The 1,656-nt window shown below is 75.1% G+C and carries 1 protein-coding gene; it reads left to right on the top strand.

Going from position 1 to position 1,656, the window contains the following annotated elements:
* Positions 1 to 383: 383 nt before the first annotated feature.
* The coding region (locus KDL01_RS40930) for a cytochrome P450 (RefSeq protein WP_212534111.1) at positions 384 to 1,656 on the top strand (1,273 nt) is incomplete at its 3' end.

The raw sequence follows: 1,656 nt of genomic DNA, 5'->3' as shown, positions 1-1,656 counted from the left end.
CCCCCGCCCCGTCGGAGAAGGCTGAGACGAACCCCTCCCCGGCCGACTTGGCGCGCTTGTCCGACCTGGGCAGTTCCCGCACCGCTCGTCTCCCTCACACCCGTACTCCGGCGCGCCGAGGCTACCGGGCCGAGACGGTGCGACGCGGATCAGTGTGTGAACGCGCGGTGAACAGGCCGCGAGCGTCGGGATACGAACCCTGTCTCGCCCGCGCCCGGCGCCCCCTTTCGCCACCCCCGCGCGCCTTGCGCCACCCCGGCGGCCGAGCAGACTGGGCACTGTACGCGGCGGCGTCTTCGAGCCCGTCGACGGATGCCGGGCGGTCAGAGGCCCGGCTCGAGGGGACGGCGCGCCGCAGCCGGCGGCCGGGAAGGCGGAACGCGGTGGCGGTGGACTCCGGCCTTGACCGCACGGGCCCCGGTCGCAAGGGCCCCGATCGCACGGTGGCCGCGGCGGGCGGCGCGTGGCCGCTGCTCGGACACGGCCCGGCGCTCTACCGCAGACCCCTGCCGTTCCTCCAGTCGCTGCCCGCGCACGGCCGGCTCGTGCGCATCCGGATGGGCCCGCGGCCGGTCATCGTGGTCTGCGACCCCGAGCTGACCGACCGGCTGCTGCGCGAGGACCAGGTCTACGACAAGGGCGGCCCGCTGTTCGACAAGGCCCGCGAGTCCATGGGCAACGGCCTGGTCACCTGCCCGCACGCGGACCACCGGCGCCAGCGCCGGCTGTGCCAGCCCGCCTTCCACCCGGCCCGCCTGGCCGGCTACGCGCAGGTGATGGCCGAGCAGATCGCCCGCCTGGCCGACGGATGGCGCCCCGGCGAGCCGGTGGACGTGATGGCCGCGCTCTACGGCCTGACCGGACGCATCGCCGTGCAGACGATGTTCGGCGCGGACCTGGCCCAGGACGTGCAGACGCAGGCCCTGGCCGACCTGCGCACCATCGTGGAGGGAACCTACCTGCGGATGCTGGCGCCCGGCTGGGTCAACCGCCTGCCCACGCCCGGCAACCGCCGCTACGACCTCGCCCGCACCCGGCTGCGCGCCTCGATCGGGCAGATCGCCGCCGACCGCCGCGCCCAGGGCGCAGACCCGAGTTCGGCCCAAGACGGCGCCGAACCGGACGACCTGCTCTCCGCACTGCTGGCCGCCCGTGACGAGGCCTCCGACCCGTCTGATGCCCCCGCCGCGTCCGAAGACCGCCTCGGTGACCGCCCCGCTGACCGCCCTGCTGACCGTCTCGCAGACCGCCTCGCGGATGCCGAGGTGGTCGACCAGGTGCTCACCTTCTTCATGGCCGGCACGGAGACCACGGCCAGCGCGCTGGCCTGGGCGCTGCACCTGGTCGCCGCGCACCCCGAGGTCGAGGCCAGGCTGCACAAGGAACTCGACGACGTCCTCGGCGGCCGCGCCCCCGTCCCCGCGGACGTCCCCGCCCTGCCCTACGCCGCCCGTGTGTTCACCGAGACGCTCCGGCTCTACCCGCCCGGCTGGTTCTTCACCCGCAGCACCGCAGTGGACTGCGAACTCGCCGGCGTTCCCCTGCCCGCGGGCACCACGGTGGCCTACAGCCCGTACCTGATCCACCGTCTGCCCACGCTCTACCCGCACCCGGACCGCTTCGACCCGGACCGCTGGGACGGCCCCGACGGCGCCC

It is taken from the genome of Actinospica durhamensis (assembly GCF_018139695.1).
Taxonomy (GTDB): Bacteria; Actinomycetota; Actinomycetes; order Streptomycetales; family Catenulisporaceae; genus Actinospica; species Actinospica durhamensis.
The sequence above is the reverse complement of the archived record's forward strand: the minus strand, read 5'-3'. Positions and strand labels throughout refer to the sequence as shown.